An 18,279-nucleotide genomic window follows, 5' to 3' on the forward strand; every position below is an offset into this window, starting at 1 on the left:
GTTGGGGATTGCTGATAATGACGAGGGGAAGTTCACAGAGGCTGGTTGCCGTGGTGCTTGTCGTTGACCCTGACGCGTTGCTTGTCTGCTAGTAGGTCCATGGCCTGGACCAGGACCGGTCTGGTCTGCTCGGGGTCGATCATGGCGTCCAGCTCGCCCATCTCCAGGGAGAGATTGGCGTTGACGGTGCTGGTTTCGTACTCCTGGGCCAGCCGGTTGCGCAGCTCATCCACGTCCCGGCCGGCTTCCTTGGCCTCCTGCAGGTCGCGCCGATGGATGATGTTGACCGCGCCCTGGGCTCCCAGCACGGCGATCTGCGAGGAGGGCCAGGCGTAGTTGAGGTCCGCGCCTATGGCCTTGGAGCCCATGACGATGTAGGAGCCGCCAAAGGCCTTGCGCAGCACAATGGTGACCATGGGCACCTGGGCGTTGGCATAGGCGTAGATGACCTTGGCCCCCCGGCGGATGATGCCGGCGTGCTCCTGGTCCGATCCCGGCTTGTAGCCAGGGGTGTCCACCAGGGTGATGACCGGCAGGTTGAAGGCGTCGCAGAGGCGGACGAAGCGGGCCAGCTTCTCGGAGGACTCCACATCCAGGCTGCCCGCGTCCACCATGGGCTGGTTGGCCACGATTCCCACCGGCCGGCCCTCCAGGCAGGCGAAGCCCACCACGATGGACCGTGCGTAGAGCTCCTGGACCTGAACCAGCTCGCCGTAGTCGACGATGGCATGGATGACATCCAGCACGTCGTAGGGCTGCCGGTCGTTCTCGGGGATGACCGTGGCCAGGCGTTTGGCGGCCTGGCGCTCGGCATGGCCGGAGATGAAAGCGTACCGGGGTGGCTCCTGTCCGCTGTTGGCAGGCAGGTAGGCCAGGACGGTCCTGGCGTAGTCGATGGCGTCGGCCTCGTCCTCACCCAGGTAGTGGGCCACGCCGGAACGGGTGTTGTGCACGTAGCCGCCGCCCAGCTGGTCCATGCTGATGGTCTCGCCGGTGGCCGCCTTGACAACATCAGGACCAGTGACGAACATGTCGGAGTTCTCCTTGGTCATGATGATCAGGTCGGTCAGCGCCGGGCAGTAGACGGCACCGCCTGCACAGGGCCCCAGGATCAGGGAAATCTGCGGGACGAAGCCGCTGGCCTGGCAGGTTTTGCGAAAGATGCGTCCGTACTGGGTCAGGGCAGCCACACCCTCCTGGATGCGGGCGCCTCCCGAGTCGATCATGGCCACGATTGGGACCTTGATCCGCAGGGCCATGTCCATGAGCCGGCAGATCTTCTCACCCTCGGCCCGGCCCAGAGTGCCGCCCCTAACGGAGAAGTCCTGGGCATAGACGCCGACCTTGCGCCCGTAGATCAGACCGAAGCCGGTGATGACCGCAGAGCCCGCCCGGTCCCCGGCGATGTCGCCGCCGGCGAAGCGGCCCACCTCCTCGAAGGTGTCCTTGTCGAAAAGCAGATCCAGGCGCTCCCGGGCGGTCTGCTTGCCCTTGGCATGCTGACGGTCGCGGGCGTGCTCCTCAGCCTGCTTGGCCAGGGCGGCGGCCCGGTGGATGCCCTGGCGCACCGGCTGGGAGCCCAAGGTGGATTCGGTGACGCTCATGCCTGCTCCTCCCCGCCCAGATCCAGGGTGACCAGGGTCTGGCCCGGATCCACCCCTTGTGCCACGGACACATCGATGGTCTTCACACGCCCCTTGGCCGGGGCATAGACGTAGTTCTCCATCTTCATGGACTCCAGAACCACCAGCAGGTCGCCCTTGTCCACCTCCTGGTCGGGGGCCACGTTGATGCGGGTGACCACAGCCTGCATGGTGGCCACGATGATGCCGGACCGGGCCGCATCCTGCCGGGGTGCGCCAGGCTCCTGATCGCGCAGCCCGCGTCCGCGCAAGGGCTGCCGGGGCCGCGAAATGCCGCCGTGCCCGCCGACGCCGCCCATGCCTCCCAGCAGTGACTGGGGCAGGGCCAACCTGACCCGCTTGTCGTCGATCTCCACGTTATAGGTCTCCATGGGATCACTGTCCCGGTCCTGTTCCTGGGCGGAAGCGCCTGAGACCGAGGCTGGCTGGCCGCTACCGTTGGAGGCAGGTTCCACATTCAGGTAAACCCGTTCCAGCCACTTGGTGGACACATCGAAGGAGTGCCCGTCCTCGGCGGTGAACTCGGGGTTGGTGAAAATCTTCTGGAAGAGGCCGGCCGGGGTGGGGACCCCGCTGATGCTCATCTCGCGCAGGGCCCGGCGAACCCTGGCCACGGCGGCCGGGCGGTCCTGGGCGGTCACAATCAGCTTGCCCATCATGGAGTCGTCCCTGGGCGAGACCGTGTCGCCCACCTCGACACCCGAGTCCACGCGGATGCCGGGGCCGGAGGGCCACTGAATCGACTCGATGGTCCCTGAGCTGGGGGTCAGGTTGGTGGCCGGGTCCTCGCTGGTGATGCGCAACTCGAAGCTGTGGCCTCGGGGCGGAGGCGCCACATTCAGGGAGCCGCCGTCGGCGATCCGTAGCTGCTCGCGGACCAGGTCCAGTCCGCAGACCTGCTCGCTGACCGTATGCTCCACCTGCAGCCGGGGGTTGACCTCCATGAAGTAGACGTCGTCCCTGGGGGTGACCAGAAACTCGCAGGTGCCCAGGCCCACGTAGCCCACCGTGTCGAACAGACGGCGGGAGAACCCCTCCAGCTGGGCGATCACATCGTCGGACAGGAAGGGAGCCGGGGCCTCCTCCACCAGCTTCTGGTTGCGGCGCTGAACCGAGCAGTCCCTGGTGGAATAGACGGTGAACTGGCCGTGGCTGTCCCTGCCGGACTGGGTCTCCACATGCCGGGCGCGGTCCACGAACTTCTCGATGAAGTAGTCGCCCAGGTCGCCGCCCTGAAGGGCGTCATGGTTCATGTAGAAAGTGCGCAGCTCGTCGCTGTCATTGATCAGGGTTATCCCCCGGCCGCCGCCGCCGTCAGCCTTCTTCATCATGACCGGATAGCCGTGCTCGTCGGCGAAGTCCAGCAGGGGGCGCATATCGGTGACGGGCTCGCTCAGGCCCGGCACCACAGGCACCCTTGCCCGCTCGGCCACCTTGCAGGCGGTGATTTTGTCGCCCAGCTCGTCCAGGACCTCTGGATCCGGCCCCACCCAGGTGATGCCCGCATCAAGCACCTTGCGGGCGAAAGAGGAGAACTCGGACAGGAAGCCGTATCCCGGGTGAAGGGCATCAGCGCCGGCCCGGCGGGCGATGGAGACGATCAGATCCTCGTTCAGGTAGGTCTCCATGTTGGTGTCCCCGGGCAAGAGGTAGGCCTCGTCCGCCATCTGGGCATAGGGGGCATCACGATCCTGGTCGGCATAGACCGCTACGGTGGCGATCCCCATCTCCTGGGCTGTGCGCACAACCCGCAGGGCTATCTCGCCGCGGTTGGCGATCAGCAGTTTTTTCATTCCCCTCTCCTCACTGGTTGCTCAAGAGTGATTGGATTGACGGAAAGCATGAACAGGGTGGGGATTAGGCCCCCACAGCGGCCACTTCAGGCAGGACACCCACGTCTGCCGTAGATACGTCAACCTGGTCGCCATCCGACAGTTGCACCCGCAGGGAGGCATCCGGGTTGATCTCCAGAGCACGGCCCTCCACGGGCTCACCGGCCACGGGGACAACCCTGACCCGCTTGCCCAGCGTCCAGCTGAGCGCGGCAATCCGCGAGCGCAGACCCTGGGGCCCGTTCAAGGTCCTATCCAGCGACCCGTCAAAGCCAAGGGGGGCCATCTCCCCGCTCAGGTGCCAGCTGATGGCATCGACCAGATCGTCGCGAAGGGTCTGATAGTCGGGCAGGTCCTGGTAATGCAGCTGCAAGGATGTGGACTCCGCAATGGGCAGCGCCTGCCTTGGCAGGAACAGGTTGATGCCGATGCCGACAACCAAGGCCGACCAGTCCTGACCCACCCGGACCAGTTCGCAGAGGATGCCCCCCAGCTTGGCCCCGCGGCAAAACAGATCATTGGGCCATTTGAGGGTCAGGACCCTTTCAGGGTCGCCGCCGTCAGCCAGCGGGCAGCCGTGGTACTCAAGCACATCCTGCAGGCCTTCCAGAGCAGCCAGCCCCGCCACCATGGGCATCCATCCGCCAAAGGGTCCAGTCAGCAGTCCGGTGGGCAGCGGCAGGGCCCAAGTGGCCAGCAGGGAGCATCGGGCCTGATTGACCCAGGTTCGGGCAAGACGACCGCGGCACCGGGATTGCGCATCGGCAACCGCTACGCTCAGCGGCATGGTGCTCTTCCCGGCGCCCGGCCATCGCCGAATACCCCTACTTGCGACTCTTCCCTCGTACCGTGTAGTCGTAGAAACACCCTGACGGGCGTTTTTTCGAGGCGTATCTTCGGCTTTTCCCCTTGTGCCAGAGGCCAGTCCCTTCACGGTCTCCGTGCTCGTTGTCGATTCACCGCCCCCAAACAGCCGCTCGACCCGGTCGCGCGCATCCGAATACGTCGAGGCTTCCAGAGCATGAGCCACGAGCGTATTGGTCGAATCGACGGTGTCGAGCACCACGATCGAGGAGAGTACGCCACTGTCCAGCGATGCCGAAGGCTGCCACTTGATATTCTGATGAGGCACGCGTTCCACTATACGGCACAAGGGGTCAGCCCCGGTAGCGAACCACCCACAAAAGCGACGGCCGGTTTTTGTATCTTTTCACAGGCGACCATTGGATAGCTCAGAGCGCATCCTCGGACAGGCACTGGATAAAATGGGGAAGCCGTACACCAGGCATGACCCGCGAAAGGGGTTCTTTTGAGCGCAGACAGCGGACGGGCGCAAGCGAGAGAGGCGGGCGAACAACCTGTGCAGACATCGGCCTTGCAGACCGGGAGGCCTGGATCTCGTGCATCCCGGACCGTCGGCCTTGTCCTGGCCTTGCTGGCCTGCCTCTGGATTGCCTTCTGCACTGGACTGGGCCCCATCTACCGGCAGCAGGGTTCGCTGACACAGGTGGGCCTGCCCCAGATGCTGATCATGCTGGGAACCCTGGTCCTCTGCCTGGCACTGGTCCTGGTCTGCCGCCGAATTCTGCTGGGTTGCGAACCCCTTCGGGTGCCGCAACGGCTGACCGCCCTGGCGCAGCGCCCACGGATGCGTGCCTATGCGGCCTTCATCACCAGACAAACCAGCGGCTGGCGACCCATCATGCGTCTGCTCCTGCTGGGCTGGGCCTGGGCCTTTCTTACCCTGCTGGCCGCCTACGGGGCCGACCTGTATGCACAGGCCCAGGAATGCGCCAACTTCCTGGCCCAGCTGCAGGGCGATCAGCCCCCCTACGGCGGCAATGCCTTCACCCAGATGGACGTCTACCCCATCGGCCACTACCTGTGGCCGGGTCACCCGGCCTTCCTGACCGATCAGCACAACATAGTGCTGACCCTGTTTTACGGGATGACCATCATGGCCTCCAACCATCTGACCGGATCCTATGACGCGGGCATTGTGCTCCTATCGGGGCTGCAGGTGATCTTCGCGGCCTTCTGCTGCGCCGTCACTGCCGACCGCTTCCTGCGCGGCAGCGAAACTGAACATGTCGGGGCGCTGGCCCGCACCCTGGTCATGCTCTTCTTCCTCTTCTCCCCCTTTGTAGTCTTCAGCACCTTCAGCCTGACCAAATCCCCACTCTTCGCCTTCGCCTTCGTCTGGTGGTTCGGCATCTGCCACCAGCTGGAGTCAGCGGACAAGAACTCGCCACTGTACGCAAGCCAGGCAGCCCGACTGCGACTTGCCCTCGCCTTGAGCACCCTAACCATGCTGATCAGCGCAAAGTATGGCCTTTACATCGTCCTGGCCCAGCTGGTCCTGGCCCTGATCATCCACCGTCGCCAGTGGGCCACCATCCTGATAGGTCTCCTGCTGCCCCTGGTCCTGTTCACAGGGGTGACCGGGGCCATGATGGCCACAGGGACGGTCATCAAGGGCGACCCAGTGGAGAGCCGCAGCATCCAGCTACAGCAGATCGCCCGGGTGGCCCAGCGCAACCCTCAGGGGATTCCGGCCCAGGCAAGGGCCGACCTTGAGCCCATCATGGACCTGGACAATGCCGCCATCCAGTACACCCCCTGGGAGGCAGACCGGGTCAAGTCCTCGGGCAACCAGCCCAAACTGATCGTCTATCGATGGAGGACCGTCACGCCCGAGCAGCTGTCCCGGCTGAATCGGGCCTGGCTCCAGGTGGGACGGCGCAACCCGATGATCTACCTGGATGCATTCATGGCCGAATCCTACGGGTACTTCGATCCCGGCGACCCTGCCTACGTGGCCATGTCCTACTACCTCAACAACGGCTACGTGCAGAACTCGGGCTCCTGGCTGGCGGCCTGGTGCCATGACTGGCGCAATGGGGTGACCGGATTCGTCAGAACCTGGGCAGACACCCCCCTGCTGGGCCTGGTGGCACGGGCCAACTTCTGGGTGGTGGCCGCCCTGCTGCTGATCGTCGCCCGCCTGGCAGCCGGCCACTGGCGAGGGGCCCTGTGCTGGTTCCCCCTCCTGCTGATCATGGGGGTCATGATCACTGCTCCGGCCAACAACTTCGAACGGCACATGCTGCCGGTGGACATGGCAGTGCCCTTCCTGATCATGGATATGGTCCGGCAGAGCCGCCGTGCCCGCGCCGAAAACCTGATGGACCGGCCGACATGATCGGCAAGTCGAAGCGGTCCAGACCGAAGGACGATGAACCTGCCGAGGCGCAGCAAGCTTACCGGTCATCTACTGCCTCCGATGCCGCCATGGAGCAGATTCTCCTGAAGACACTGGATCATCTGCAGGAGGCGTTGCCCTGGACCAGGTCCTTGCCCGCTGATGGACACAGAACCTTGGAGGGGGCCATTCAAACGGCTCTGGACGACCTGCTGTCCCGACTTGACACCCAAGGCACAGACGACAGCGAAGTCCCCTCACCCGTACCAGCCGAGCTCTCCCGAAGCCTGGGCCCGCACAGAGCCATGGAGCTGACCCAAGTCATTCTGGACATGCTTGAGGAGGCTGGCCGGACCATGGGAGCCGAAGAGGAACGAGTCACGCTGGTCTACACCCGCCAAGCCGCCACCGCAGCAGCCGAACTCTACGCCGACCTGGCAGAGACGCGGAGCGGACGCAAGGCAGTAACGGAGTCGAGGATCATTCGGCATCTGATCGAGAAAACTGCAGACACACGGACGGTGGATGATCTGGCCCGTTTAGGCTGGCCGACCGAATTCGACTGCTTCGCTGTCGTCGGCGAGCCCCAGGGCAACGATGACGGGCAGGGCATGGAGAACGCCCGCCAGCCCATACACACCACGGTGGTCCGTCAAGGTGGCAGGGCTCTGGTGGGCGAGAGCGAGGGGCTCATGGTGGTCCTGATCAATCCCGACCGGTCAGGCACTCCAGCCGACTTCTGCGCATCCATCCTGCGGTTCTTCACCGACGAATCAGCTGTCTGCCTGGGGCCTCTCCGCCATGGAATCTCCGGTGCGGAAGACTCCATCCGAGCTGCCCTGAGCACGCATGCGGCGGCTCCAGCAGTGGCTGACCCCATCACTGCCGCGTTACCCAGACCACTGCACGCCGACGACCTGCTGCCCGAACGAGCCCTGAACGGGGACACGGACGCTGCTGATCAGCTCTACCAAGAGGTCTATATGAGCCTGGCCGGACAGGACCCGGACGGGCCTCTGCCGACCACGCTGCTCACCTTTCTGCGCTCGGGCAACTCGCTGGAGGTCACCGCCAAAAAGCTAGGCATCCATCCCAACACCGTGCGCTACCGGCTGAGGCGCTGTGTGGAGGTGACTGGCTGGGATGCTATGGACCCGCGAGAATCCTTCGTCCTCCGGGCGGCCCTGATCATCGGCAGAATCCGCAGGTCGCATCAGGGCACCGACTGACGGGTGCCGGACCAACTGCCGTAAGACCAAGATATAAAAAGGGCAGGAACCCGAAGGTCTCCCGCCCTGGAAGTATACAGCCGAACTGGCTCAGAGCACCGCGGTGTCCAGAGGAACGCCCGGGCCCATGGTGGTGGTGACAGTGGCCTTGGTGATGTAGCGGCCCTTGACCGTGGCCGGCTTCAGACGCTTGATCTCCTCGTCGACCGCGTGGAAGTTCTCCTCCAGAGCCTGCTGCTCGAAAGAAACCTTGCCCACCGGGAAGCTCAGGTTGCCGTTCTTGTCCACACGGAACTCGATACGTCCGGCCTTGATCTCGGTGACCGCCTTGGCCACATCCATGGTCACGGTGCCGGTCTTGGGGTTGGGCATGAGGCCACGGGGACCCAACACGCGGCCCAGGCGACCGACCTTGCCCATCATGTCGGGGGTGGCCACCACGGCATCGAAGTCCAGGTAGCCGCCGGCGACCTTGGTCACCAGCTCGTCGTCGCCCACCTCGTCAGCTCCGGCCTCGGCGGCTGCAGTCGCCTGAGGACCACGGGCGAAGACCAGGACGCGCACGGTCTTGCCGGTGCCGTTGGGCAGGCTGACGGTGCCGCGGACCAGCTGGTCGGCCTTGCGGGGATCGACGTTCAGGCGGTAGACGGCCTCCACGGTCTCGTCAAACCCGCGCTTAGGCATGCTCTTGAGCAGGGCGATGCCCTCCTCGGGGGTGTACAGGTTGGTGCGATCGACCTTCTCGGCCGCTTCGCGGTACTTCTTGGAACGCTTGGTCATCTGCTTCTCCTATCAGCAGTCGCGGTGCGGGCAAGCGTATGCCCTACCGCTCACAACAAAAATTTCAGTCGGTGACGGTGATGCCCATGGATCGGGCGGTACCTTCAATGATCTTCATTCCGGCCTCGACGTCACGGGCCGACAGATCCTCCATCTTGGTCTGGGCGATCTCGCGGACCTGGGCCTTGGTGACGGATCCCACCTTGGTGGTCAGCGGGTTGCCGGCACCCTTGGAGACGCCGGCCGCCTTGCGCAGCAGGTCGGCTGCCGGCGGGGTCTTGGTGATGAAGGTGAAGGAACGATCCTCGTAGACAGTGATGATGCAGGGAATGACCTGGCCCATCTTGTCCTTGGTGGCATCGTTGTACTGCTTGCAGAAGTCCATGATGTTCACGCCGTGGGAACCCAGTGCGGGGCCCAGCGGGGGCGCGGGGTTGGCCTTGCCGGCCTCTATCTGCACCTTGATCAGCGCGGTGACTTTCTTCTTTGCAGCCATATGCTGGTTCTTCTTTCTACGAAGCGGTGATGTCGGAGACCATAGGCCCCCTCCCGCAACCTGTTCTTTCCAAATGCGCTCCACAAGGGAGCACAAGCTTGACGATTATCTCATCGACCGGGGACCGGCCGACAGCGCTCAGACGATCTTTTCGACCTGGTCGAAGCCCAGCTCTACAGGGGTGTCCCTGCCAAAGATGGAGACCAGAACGGTCAACTTCTGCGTGGTGGGCTCGACATCAGAGACCACGGCGGCCATGGTGGCGAAGGGTCCTTCAGTGACGGTGACCTGATCGCCGACGGCGTAGGAGACCTCCACGGTGCGCTTCTTGGCAGCCTCGGGTTTGTCTCCAGCGGCCTTCAAGGCCTCGGAAGCGATCATGGGGGCCATCATCTGGACGACCTCCTTGCGGGTCAGCGGAGCCGGCTCCTTGCTGGGACCGACGAACCCGGTGACGCCCTCGGTGTCGCGGATGATGCGGCGGGCGTTCTCATCTGGCCACATGCGAATCAGCACATAGCCGGGCACACGCACGCGGGTGACGACCTTCTTGCCCTTGTCGGTGTGCTTTTCGACCTCCTCCATGGGAATCTCCACCTGGAAGACCTTGTCCTCCAAGCCGAAGGAGGCCACGCGGGACTCCACGTTGGCCTTGACGCGCTTCTCGTAGCCGGAGTAAGTGTGCAGAACGTACCACTTGCCCTCAAGAGTGCGCAGCTTCTTGGAGAACTCGTCCACGGCACGCTGACCGGGATCCTCCTGGTTGGTCTGGTCGTTGGAATCAGAAGAATCTACCTGGGTGTCCTTGGCCTGGGCAGATTCGGCGGATGCCTTGTCCTGCTCAGCCTGCTCCGATGAGGTTCCGAGCTGCTGATCCTGGACCTGGGCATCCTCCTGCGCGGGGGCGTCGACGGATGCCGACGGGACCGACTCAGTTGCCTGATCGGGGTCCAGTCCCTCTCTGGTCAGATCATCACTCATGGATCACTCCACCTTCTACCTTGTCACGGCTCAGCCGAATATCAGGAGGGCTAGTTTGCCCAGCCCGAAGTCCATCGCAGTCACGAAGATCATCAGCAACAGCACAAAGATGAAGACGGCCACGGACCAGCCCACCAGTTCCTTGCCCGTGGGGGTCACGACCTTGCGGATCTCATCGATGACCTGCTTGATGAAGAGCCCGATACGCATGAAGAAGTTCGGCTTGGCTTCCTCAGCCCCATCCTTCTGTGCCATGGTCATCCATCCTTCGTTTGTTCTGCATCATCTGCTGCAAGCCTTGGCAGGGAAGGCGGGACTCGAACCCACAACCTACGGTTTTGGAGACCGTTGCGCTACCAATTGCGCCACTTCCCTATCGGAACTTCCCACCAGCCTACTCGACAGGGAGGAAAAACCGCCAAATGGCAAGTTTAGCCTAAAGGATGGATTGCGTCCAACCGTGTTGCCACCATAGCATTTCGCTCAGGAGCCGGATCAGGCGCTGATCCAGTCCCCAAGGCGCCGCATGCCCTCGGCCAGGTCGTCATCGGCCAGCGCATAGGAGAAGCGCAGGCAGCCGGGCGCGCCGAAGGCCTCGCCTGGCACGGCCGCCACCTGGATCTGCTCCAGGATGACCTCGGCCAGCTCACCCGAGGTAGCACAGACCGCACCTTGTGGACCCACTGGCCGATTCAGCAGGCCAGTCACATCGGCAAAGGCATAGAAGGCACCCAGGGGTTCGGGGCAGGTCACACCCTGCATGGCGTTCAAGGCATCCACGATGGCCCGCCGACGCAGGGCGAAGGCCGACCGCATGGCCTCCACGTCCTCCAAACCGCCGGTCAGGGCCGCCAGGGCCGCCTGCTGGGAGACGTTGGCCACGTTGGAGGTCATGTGTCCCTGAAGCTTGGCGGCCGCCTTGGCCACCGGCAGGGGGGCAATCAGCCAGCCCACCCGCCAGCCAGTCATGGCATAGGTCTTGGCCACACCATTAACCACAATCAGCTGATCGCGCACTTGGGGCACCAGAGCGCCCGGATAGGGGGTGTGCGCCCCCTGGTAGGTCAAATGCTCGTAGATCTCGTCGCTGATTACCCAGATCTGGTGCTCCACAGCCCAACGGCCCACGGCTGCCACCAGGTCGTCGTCCCAGACCGTCCCGGTTGGATTGGCAGGCACGTTGAGAATGATGGCACGCGTGCGCTCGGTCCGGGCCGCCTCCAGCTGCTCCAGGCTGGGGATATAGCCCTGGTCGGCTCCGCTGAGCACGGGGACCGGCCGGCCGCCGGCCAGCAGAACCATCTGTGGATAACTGGTCCAGTAGGGTGCGGGGATGATGACCTCATCGCCAGGATTCAACAGGATCTGAAAAGTCTCATAGACGGCCTGCTTGCCACCGTTGGTAACCACCACCTGATCCGGGTCGATCCGGTAACCCGAGTCGCGCAGGGTCTTGTCGGCGATGGCCTGTTTAAGTTGGGGCAGGCCCGCCGTGGGCGTATAGCGATGGTTGCTCGGATCCAGGCAGGCTCGGGCCGCTGCCTGCACGATGTGGTCAGGCGTGGGAAAGTTGGGTTCGCCGGCACCGAAGCTGATGACATTCATGCCCTGGGCCTTCATGGCCTTGGCTTTCGAATCCACGGCCAGAGTGGCACTGGGGGCCACCGCATCTATGCGTCTGCTCAGGGTCTGCCATTGCGCCATAGTCATGCTGTCATGCTACCGCCCGCCACCCCCAGGGCTGCGCTCAGACCAGGACCAGAGAGTCCCGATGCACCAGCGGATGGGCATAGTGAGCGCCCAGTCGGCGGCGGAGCTCCTTGGTGTTTAGGCCCAGCATGTCCTGAGCCTCCTCGGAATCGTAGCCGGACAGACCCTTGGCCACCTGGTGACCGTACTCATCATGAATCCAGACCGGATCCCCGGCCGAGAACTCGCCCTGGACCGATCTGGCACCAGCTGCCAGCAGGCTGGCCCGACCACCGCGCAGAGCTTTGACGGCCCCCTGATCCACCAGATAGCCGCCCCGGGGACGGGATGCGAACTTGATCCAGAGCCGGTGCGAGGAGCCCCGCGGACGGATGGGGGCGAAGAGGGTGCCCACCCGGTCGCCGGCCAGGGCAGGACCTGCAAGATCGGCGCGAGTCAAGACCACGGGCATGCCGGAGGCCGCAGCAATCCGCGCCGCCTCCAGTTTTGTGGACATCCCACCGGTTCCCAGCCCAGAGACGGACCCCTGGGCATCCACTTGGTCCATAATGGCCGCCACGTCCGGCACAAAGCCGATCCTGTGGGCCCCTGGCTGGGACGGGGGTTCAGTGTAGAGGGCATCCACATCAGTCAGCAGGACCAAGGCATCGGCACTGACAATGTTGGCGATCAGGGCCGAAAGATGGTCGTTGTCGCCGAAACGGATCTCGTTGCTGGCCAGGGCATCGTTCTCATTGACGATGGGGATGACCCCCAGATCCAACAGACGGCAGAGGGTGCGCCGGGCGTTGCGGTACTGGACGGCATGGGTGGTGTCACGAGCGGTGATCAGGATCTGGCCAACCCGTAGGTCATAGCGGGCGAAGGCGGTCTCGTACTGAGCCATGAGCAGACCCTGGCCCACTGAGGCCGTAGCCTGCTGGGTGGCCACATCACCGGGGCGTTCATCGAATCCCAGGGTGCCAAAACCAGCTGCAATGGCCCCGGAAGTGACCAGGACCAGGCGAGCGCCATTCACGGCAGCCGAGGCCAGGGCGCCCACCAGCGAACGCAGGCGGCCAAGGTCCAAGTGCCCATGGAGATCGGTCAGAGAGCTGGATCCTACCTTGACCACCATGGTACGGGCCTGAGCCACTCGGGAGCGGATCTCAGCCTCATCAGATCCTTCCCGTTCGGTCATTGCCCAGCCTCCTCCGAACTGGCAGCATCCGCGTCCCCGCGCCCCAGCAGGCCCTGCCTGTCGTGGGGATCGTCGTCCACGGAGGGGTCGGCCCAGTGCCCCTGACGCCGTTCCTGCTCCATGACCTGTCGCACCGCCTGCCGGGCATCCATCATCTGGTGGTACTGGCGGCGGCGTTCGCTGTTGGTGCGGCGACGGTTGAGCCCCTGGCTCTCCTCCAGGCGCAGGTCACGACCCCGGGCCACCTGGGGGGTGCCATCCAGCATTTCGGCGCCGGCCGCCACACTCGGATCCCAGTCGAAGGCCACCGCATCGTCGCCAGGACCGATGCGGACCTCGTCACCTGGTCTGGCTCCGGCCTTGCGCAGAGCATCCTCCACACCCATCCGGGCTAGACAGTCAGCCAGATAGCCCACGGCCTCCTCGTTGTCGAAGTTGGTCTGGCGGACCCAACGCTCGGGCTTGGCTCCGCAGACCCTGAACCAGGTCTGTCCGGAACGGGTCTGATGCCGCTCAAGGGTGAAGTCCTCGGACTGGTCGCCGCTCCTGCGCCGCCGCTCCAGGGGGCGGATGACCACGCGCTCCTCCTGCCTGGCCTCTTCCCGCTGACGCAGCTGCCCGCGCAGGCGGTCCACCAGACCGGCCAAGTAGTAACCCAGTTCCTTAAGCCCCTGATGCGAGGCTGTGGAGACCACAAAGACCTTGAGACCCAGGGCCTCGAAGTCAGGCCTAACAAATTCGGCCAGTTCGCGAGCTTCCGGCAGGTCAGCCTTGTTGAGGATGATCACCCTGGGCCGCTCGGCCATGGGGATGACTCCCAGAGGAAGCTCCAGGCGGTCGGCATAATGGGAAAGCTCCTCTTCCAGGGCCCGGTAGTCGCTCATGGGGTCCCGATCAGGCTCCAAGGTGGCACAATCGATGACGTGGGCGATAATCTCGGTACGCTCGATGTGCCGCAGAAACTCCAGCCCAAGACCCTTGCCCTGGGAGGCTCCTGGAATCAGCCCTGGCACATCGGCCATAGTAAAGCGGCTTTCCCCTGCCTGGACCACGCCCAGGTTGGGCACCAGGGTAGTGAATGGATAGTCGGCGATCTTGGGCCGGGCCGCGCTCATGGCCGCCACCAGGCTGGATTTGCCCGCGCTAGGGAAACCCACCAGGGCCACGTCGGCGATGGATTTGAGCTCCAGCACCAGGTCGCGCTCCTGCCCGGGATCCCCTAGCAACGCAAAGCCAGGAGCCCGCCTGGCCTTGGTGGCCAGGGAGCGGTTGCCCAGGCCGCCCACGCCGCCCTGGGCTGCAACGAACCGGTCTCCCACGTGGGCCAGGTCGGCCAGTCGCTCACCAGGCTGCTTGCGCTCGCCTTGGCCCCCTTTGGCGGTGAAGACCACGGTGCCCACAGGCACCGGCAGAATCAGATCCTGGCCGCGGCTGCCGTCCTTGTCGCCGCCCAGACCCATGGTGCCTGATTCGGCCTGGCGGTGCGGCAGGAAGCGGTAGTCCAGCAGGCTGGTGGCGTTGGCATCGGCCTGAAGAATGACCGAGCCGCCCTGGCCGCCGTCGCCTCCATCAGGCCCGGCCAGGGGCTTGTACTTCTCGCGGCGGATGGAGGACGCCCCATTGCCGCCGTCGCCACCCTTGACATGGACGGTGACCTGATCCACAAATGCGCTCATAGGGGCCCATGGTACTCAATCCGGCCTGACATGCGGCCCCTGAGAGCTGAATGCCCTGCATCTTCATACATATATGCAAAAAGGCCACCCCCACGACAGGGATGGCCTTGGCTGATGCCAATAAAGGACAATCAGGCGGTAAGCACGTCAACGACCTTGCGGTCACGCCGGTTGGCGAACCGAACGGTTCCGTCCGTCAGGGCGAAGAGGGTGTGGTCCTTGCCCAGGCCGACGTTCTGGCCAGGATGGAACTTGGTGCCACGCTGGCGAACGATGATGTTGCCGGCCACTACGGCCTCGCCGCCGAACTTCTTGACGCCCAGGTACTGTGCATTCGAATCGCGCCCGTTGCGTGAGCTGGACGCACCCTTCTTATGTGCCATGTCTGGTTCCTTTCCTACCTCGACCTAGGCCCTCAGGCGATGGCCGTGATCTTGACCACGGTCTGCTTCTGGCGGTGGCCCTTGCGGCGCGCCACGCCGGTCTTGTTCTTGAACTTCTGGATGTTGATCTTGGGGCCCTTGGCCTCGTCATCCACGACCTCGCCCTTGACGGAGATCTTGGCCAGATCCTTGGCGGCCATGGTCACCTTGGATCCATCGACGACCAGCGCGACCGGAAACTCGACCGACTCGCCCTTCCTGGCAGCCAGACGGTTGACCGTGATCTGGTCACCGACCTCGACCTTCTCCTGATGGCCTCCGGCCTTCACAATCGCGTACATAGCCCTACCTTGCCTGTTGTCCAAAGCTGTATGCGCCCGGCATCCGGGTCTCGCCATGCGATTGACGGACCCGTCCAGACACCAGCTAACCAGTATAGAAGCAAACACACCGCGTCGTCAAATGTGCCTGCTCCGCCGACAAAACGAATTCAGTTTATGACTCCTTGGCGACATCCGCCGTCTCAGCCTGGGCATCGTCCTCGTCCGACGCCGCCTGGGCCGCCGCAGCGATCCTGGCCAACTTGGCCTTGACTGCAGGGGTCGAGCCGGTGGACAAGGTCTCCTTGGAAGAGGAGCCGTGCCCATGCTTGTTGGTCTTGACGAAGGGGTCGCCGCCCTTGACCGCGTATGGATCGGCATAGGAGGCGGAGATGGTCGGCTTGTCGTGGAGGATGAAGCCTCGGCCATGGCAGGTGGGGCACTCCTCGGAGAAGGCCTCGACCAGACCCTGGCCCACCCGCTTGCGGGTCATCTGCACCAGGCCCAGGGAGGTGACCTCGGCCACCTGGTGCTTGGTGCGGTCACGGGCCAGGCACTCGACCAAGCGGCGCAGGACCAGGTCGCGATTGGCCGGCATGACCATATCCACGTAGTCGATCATGATCATGCCGCCGATGTCGCGCAGGCGCAGCTGACGGGCGATCTCCTCGGAAGCCTCCAGGTTGCAACGGGTCACCGTCTCCTCCAGCGACTTGCCCTTGCCGATGAAGCGGCCCGTGTTCACGTCGATGGTGGTCATGGCCTCGGTGCGGTCGATGACCAGGGAGCCGCCGGAGGGCAGGTAGACCTGGCGCTCCATGCCCTTGCGCAGTTGGCTGTCGATGCTCCAGCGATCGAAAACATCCTTGCCCTGGTGCTCGGCCGGGTCCCAGTGCTCAAGTTTCTCCTCCAGGTCGGGGGCCATGGTCTCCAGGTAGTTGCGGACCCTCTCGTAGACCCCCTCGCCCTGGACCACCAGCTTGGCGAAGTCGTCGTTGAAGATGTCTCGAACCACGCGGATAGCCACGTCCGGCTCGCCCTGCAGAAGCTTGGGACGCTTGCCGTGCAGGAACTCCTTGCGCTTGTCCTCGATCTTGCCCCACTGACGCTGCAGGTTCTCCAGGTCCTTGGTCAGGGCCTCCTCGCTGGCCCCCTCTGCCGCGGTGCGAATGATGACGCCCATGTCCTTGGGGGCCACCTTGGAGACGATGCTCTTGAGACGGGAACGCTCGCGGTCGGGCAGCTTGCGGCTGACGCCGGTCATGCCGCCCGAGGGCACCAGGACCAGGAAGCGGCCGGCCAGCGTGACCTGCGAGGTCAGCCGTGCACCCTTGTGGCCAATGGGGTCCTTGGTGACCTGGACCAGCACAGGGTCGCCGGATTTGAAGGCCAGTTCGATCCGGCGGGGCTGGCCCTCCAGACGGGTGGAGTCCCAGTTGACCTCGCCGGCATAGAGCACGCCGTTGCGGGCCTGGCCGATGTCCACGAAGGCGGCCTCCATGCTGGGCAGGACGTTCTGAACCCGGCCCAGGTAGATGTTGCCTACGGTGGAGACCTCCTGGATGTCGGAGACGTAATGCTCGACCAGGATGTCATCCTCGATGACCGAAATCTGGGTGTGGTGCTCCTTTTCGCGCACCACCATCAGACGGTTGACATTTTCGCGGCGGGCCAGGAAGTCCTGCTCGACCAGTTGGGACTGACGCGAGCGTTCGCGGCGGTTGTCCCGCCGGCGCTGCTTTTTGGCCTCCAAGCGGGTGGAGCCCTCCACGTCGGTGATCTCGTCAATATATTGCTGTTTGCGCGAGCGGCGGGTACTGGGCTCCTCTGACTCGCCCTCAGCGGACTTGGAGCCTCTGCGACGGCGGCGGCGACGAGTCAGCGGGGCCTCGTCCTCGTCATCCTTGTCCTTCTCCTGCTCGTGCCCGCGACGGTGGCGAGTGGAAACGGACTTGTCAGAGCCCTCATCATCGCTCTTGGCACGGCGGCGGCGACGAGTGCGAGTGCCGGACTCATTCTGGTCCTCGTCAACCACGAAGGTTATGCCCTCGTGATCCAGATCCTCCTCGATGCGCTCCACCTCGTCGGCGGCCCTGCGCTCCTCGGCATTGAGCCTGCGGGAACGGCGTGAACCGCCCTCCGAGGTGCTCCTGGATTTGCTTCGGCGGGAGGGCTTGGATGACTGTTCGGCATCCTCGTCCTCCTCATCCCGTTCGTCGCGCTCATTCTGCTCAGGCCTGGAGACGGGTATAACGGGCTCCTGGAAGAGCAACGACGTCATAGGACGGGGACGGGCGGTGCGGGCGGCACGCGGACGCTCATCCTGCTCCTCAGTCTTCCGGTCTGTCCTCTGGCTGAGCCCCGATGTCAGAGCCTCCACAGCCTCAAGGGCACGTTCCTGACGGTCTTGATCAGGTTCGCCCTCCTGGGCATGCTCCTCGGTGCGTCGGCGGGCAGTAGTACGGCTGCGACGACGAGTAGTCGTCCTGGCCGGCTTGGACTCGCTCTCGTCTTCCTGGGCATCCTGGCTGGAATGGTCCTGCACGCTCTGATCGGCAGCCTGATCCTCCTTGGGCTTGCGGGTGCGGCGGCGACGGGTGGCGGAGGGCTTGGACTCGTCCTCCTCCTCCTTGGCCTTGCGGGAGGTCTTGCGCTTCTCGGCCTCGACCTTCACAGGCACGTCGGCACCGGCCGCGCCGGCCACCCTGACCACACGCCGTCCGGAGCGGCGACGAGTGCCGGAACTTGCAGTCTCTTCAACCTGCCGCCCCTGCCCATCACTGATGGCGGACCGATTATCCTTGGTATCCTCATTCGTATTTTCGGGCACAATGCTCCTTGCGGCAC

At 64.3% G+C, this 18,279-nt stretch carries 15 protein-coding genes and 1 tRNA gene; 2 read left to right on the top strand and 14 right to left on the bottom strand.

The genetic code is table 11. The features are described from left to right. Nucleotides 1-32 precede the first annotated feature (32 nt). The 3 genes from H3T90_RS04090 to H3T90_RS04100 all read right to left on the bottom strand — a co-directional run bounded on the left by H3T90_RS04090 (nucleotide 33) and on the right by H3T90_RS04100 (nucleotide 4,607). A complete protein-coding gene (locus H3T90_RS04090) occupies nucleotides 33-1,604 on the bottom strand; it encodes an acyl-CoA carboxylase subunit beta (protein ID WP_198229682.1) in 1,572 nt (523 codons plus the stop codon). Further along, nucleotides 1,601-3,436 carry an acetyl/propionyl/methylcrotonyl-CoA carboxylase subunit alpha gene (locus H3T90_RS04095; RefSeq protein WP_046323362.1) on the bottom strand — a complete coding sequence of 612 codons (1,836 nt, stop codon included), beginning with the start codon at nucleotides 3,434-3,436 and terminating at the stop codon, nucleotides 1,601-1,603. Before H3T90_RS04095 ends, H3T90_RS04090 begins: the two co-directional genes overlap by 4 nt. Before the next feature lie 64 nt (nucleotides 3,437-3,500). Next, nucleotides 3,501-4,607: a biotin--[acetyl-CoA-carboxylase] ligase gene (locus tag H3T90_RS04100; RefSeq protein WP_198229683.1), complete on the bottom strand. Its 1,107-nt coding sequence runs from the start codon at nucleotides 4,605-4,607 to the stop codon at nucleotides 3,501-3,503. Between the two features lie 177 nt (nucleotides 4,608-4,784). Between H3T90_RS04100 and H3T90_RS04105 the strand changes: the two genes are divergently transcribed. Then, on the top strand, nucleotides 4,785-6,677 hold the full coding sequence (locus tag H3T90_RS04105; RefSeq protein WP_198229684.1) for a DUF6020 family protein: 1,893 nt from the start codon (nucleotides 4,785-4,787) through the stop codon (nucleotides 6,675-6,677). Next, entirely contained in the window at nucleotides 6,674-7,906 is a 1,233-nt protein-coding gene (locus tag H3T90_RS04110; RefSeq protein WP_198229685.1) for a PucR family transcriptional regulator, read from the top strand. The genes H3T90_RS04105 and H3T90_RS04110 overlap by 4 nt, the downstream gene beginning before the upstream one ends. A gap of 90 nt (nucleotides 7,907-7,996) precedes the next feature. On the opposite strand, the gene rplA is transcribed toward H3T90_RS04110, so the two are convergent. The 11 genes from rplA to H3T90_RS04165 form a co-directional block, all read right to left on the bottom strand. Beyond that, entirely contained in the window at nucleotides 7,997-8,686 is a 690-nt protein-coding gene (gene rplA / locus H3T90_RS04115; RefSeq protein ID WP_046323363.1) for a 50S ribosomal protein L1, read from the bottom strand. Between the two features lie 64 nt (nucleotides 8,687-8,750). After that, entirely contained in the window at nucleotides 8,751-9,182 is a 432-nt protein-coding gene (rplK, locus tag H3T90_RS04120; RefSeq protein ID WP_015022451.1) for a 50S ribosomal protein L11, read from the bottom strand. A 138-nt stretch (nucleotides 9,183-9,320) separates the two neighbouring features. After that, entirely contained in the window at nucleotides 9,321-10,163 is an 843-nt protein-coding gene (gene nusG, locus H3T90_RS04125; RefSeq protein ID WP_198229686.1) for a transcription termination/antitermination protein NusG, read from the bottom strand. 30 nt (nucleotides 10,164-10,193) lie between these two features. Next, entirely contained in the window at nucleotides 10,194-10,418 is a 225-nt protein-coding gene (secE, locus tag H3T90_RS04130) for a preprotein translocase subunit SecE (RefSeq protein ID WP_046323894.1), read from the bottom strand. A gap of 44 nt (nucleotides 10,419-10,462) precedes the next feature. Further along, a tRNA-Trp gene (locus H3T90_RS04135) sits at nucleotides 10,463-10,538 on the bottom strand. Between the two features lie 120 nt (nucleotides 10,539-10,658). Then, nucleotides 10,659-11,867 (bottom strand): pyridoxal phosphate-dependent aminotransferase, encoded by a 1,209-nt coding sequence (locus tag H3T90_RS04140; protein WP_198229872.1) that lies wholly within the window; start codon nucleotides 11,865-11,867, stop codon nucleotides 10,659-10,661. A gap of 43 nt (nucleotides 11,868-11,910) precedes the next feature. Continuing rightward, complete coding sequence (proB, locus tag H3T90_RS04145) at nucleotides 11,911-13,053, bottom strand: glutamate 5-kinase (RefSeq protein WP_198229687.1); 1,143 nt, start codon at nucleotides 13,051-13,053, stop codon at nucleotides 11,911-11,913. Then, complete coding sequence (obgE, locus tag H3T90_RS04150) at nucleotides 13,050-14,729, bottom strand: GTPase ObgE (protein ID WP_198229688.1); 1,680 nt, start codon at nucleotides 14,727-14,729, stop codon at nucleotides 13,050-13,052. The genes proB and obgE overlap by 4 nt, the downstream gene beginning before the upstream one ends. A 131-nt stretch (nucleotides 14,730-14,860) precedes the next feature. After that, complete coding sequence (rpmA, locus tag H3T90_RS04155) at nucleotides 14,861-15,112, bottom strand: 50S ribosomal protein L27 (protein ID WP_015022457.1); 252 nt, start codon at nucleotides 15,110-15,112, stop codon at nucleotides 14,861-14,863. A gap of 32 nt (nucleotides 15,113-15,144) precedes the next feature. Further along, nucleotides 15,145-15,453, bottom strand: coding sequence for a 50S ribosomal protein L21 (gene rplU, locus H3T90_RS04160; protein WP_024626855.1), 309 nt, complete (start codon nucleotides 15,451-15,453; stop codon nucleotides 15,145-15,147). A 154-nt stretch (nucleotides 15,454-15,607) separates the two neighbouring features. Beyond that, nucleotides 15,608-18,262, bottom strand: coding sequence for an Rne/Rng family ribonuclease (locus H3T90_RS04165; RefSeq protein WP_198229689.1), 2,655 nt, complete (start codon nucleotides 18,260-18,262; stop codon nucleotides 15,608-15,610). Nucleotides 18,263-18,279 lie beyond the last annotated feature (17 nt).

It is taken from the genome of Bifidobacterium polysaccharolyticum, from assembly GCF_016101585.1.
GTDB classification, from domain to species: Bacteria; Actinomycetota; Actinomycetes; order Actinomycetales; family Bifidobacteriaceae; genus Bombiscardovia; species Bombiscardovia polysaccharolytica.